The sequence below is a fragment of the Paraburkholderia dinghuensis genome (assembly GCF_003837865.1).
Taxonomy (GTDB): domain Bacteria; phylum Pseudomonadota; class Gammaproteobacteria; order Burkholderiales; family Burkholderiaceae; genus Paraburkholderia; species Paraburkholderia dinghuensis.
On the sequence record NZ_RQIS01000028.1, the window covers coordinates 1 to 1,625 of the forward strand.

A 1,625-nucleotide genomic window follows, 5' to 3' on the forward strand; every position below is an offset into this window, starting at 1 on the left:
GGCCCCACCAGGCGCTGAAGATGAAAACCCCGGCTGAGGCATTCGCTTTAGCTGCTTAATCTGTGCAGGTTTCGCTGGGTCAATACAGCACCGCGCAAGCCGTCGAGGCCACGACGCATCGCCCCCTTCGCATCGCGATCGATTCCGGGCACACCCCCGAACATGGTGGGGCACTCGGGGCGCGGGGAATTTACGAGGTTCAGTACAACGACGCGCTCGCTCAGAAGGTCTGCGACGCATTAAGGACAGCGGGATTCACACCTGTTCTGACGCGAACCTCGTCACAAGACATCAGCCTCGATGCACGTGCTCAGCTCGCGAATGCGGGGCATGCTGACCTGTTCCTGTCCATTCATCACGATTCGGCGCAATTGCGCTATCTGGAGAAATTCGAGGCTGGCTCGCGCGATGCCTACCGGACGACAAAGCCAATTCGTGGATATTCGCTGTTCGTCTCCCAACTGAACCCGCACTTCGCGCAGAGCATGCGATTTGCCACGCTACTCGGTGACCAACTGCGCGCGATCGGGCGTACGCCGTCGTTGCATCACGCCGATCCGATTCCCGGCGAAAACAGGGAACTACTCGACAGGACGCGTGGCATTTATCGATTCGACGACCTGATCGTGTTGAAAAAGACCGCGATTCCAGCAGTTCTGCTCGAAGTCGGAGTGATTACAGATCCTGCGGATGAGGCTTACGTCAGCAGCGATGCGAATCAGAGCCAAATCGTCGAAGCGATCGTGTCAGCCGTGCGGCGCTATGCGGCTGCATCGACGATGGAGTCTGACGAAGGTGGTCGCCCCGATCCGCAGGAAAAATGACCGCGGCTTCGACGTAGCGTCGGATGGCGGCCATGGCTCGTGGGTAATTGAGCAACGCAGTGACGCTCACCAAAACAAACGCCCCGACGGGTAAAACCCGTCGGGGCGTTTGAATTTCCACACGGCGCGCCACAAAAGACGCGCCGCAAGCAGTCACAGCTTAACGCTGCGCGATTGGCTTCGCCTGACGCGGCGTGCTGCCGATGAACAGCTGACGCGGACGACCGATCTTCTGCTCGGGGTCGGCAATCATCTCGTTCCACTGCGCGATCCAGCCCACCGTACGCGCCATCGCGAAGATACACGTGAACATCGACGTCGGGATGCCCAGCGCGCGCTGCACGATACCCGAGTAGAAGTCCACGTTCGGGTACAGCTTGCGCGACACGAAGTATTCGTCTTCCAGCGCGATCTTTTCGAGCGCCATCGCGAGCTTGAACAGCGGATCGTCGTGCAGGCCCAGTTCGTTGAGCACTTCGTAGCACGTTTCGCGCATCAGCTTCGCACGCGGATCGTAGTTCTTGTACACGCGGTGACCGAAGCCCATCAGCTTCACGCCCGAGTTCTTGTCCTTCACCTGCTTGATGAACTCGGGGATCTTGTCGACCGAGCCGATCTCTTCAAGCATGTTCAGCGCGGCTTCGTTCGCACCGCCGTGCGCCGGGCCCCACAGACACGCGATACCGGCCGCGATACACGCGAACGGATTCGCACCCGACGAGCCCGCCAGACGCACCGTCGAGGTCGACGCGTTCTGCTCGTGGTCGGCGTGCAGGATCAGGATGCGGTCGAGCGCGCGCG

At 60.4% G+C, this 1,625-nt stretch carries 2 protein-coding genes; one reads left to right on the forward strand and one right to left on the reverse strand.

Translation table 11 applies throughout. The features are described from left to right. The first annotated feature begins 62 nt into the window (after nt 1-62). Complete coding sequence (locus D1Y85_RS25180) at nt 63-824, forward strand: N-acetylmuramoyl-L-alanine amidase family protein (RefSeq protein WP_124153800.1); 762 nt, start codon at nt 63-65, stop codon at nt 822-824. A gap of 160 nt (nt 825-984) precedes the next feature. Here D1Y85_RS25180 and D1Y85_RS25185 read toward each other — a convergent pair. Further along, a partial coding sequence (locus tag D1Y85_RS25185; protein WP_281278323.1) for a citrate/2-methylcitrate synthase occupies nt 985-1,625 on the reverse strand: 641 nt, incomplete at its 5' end.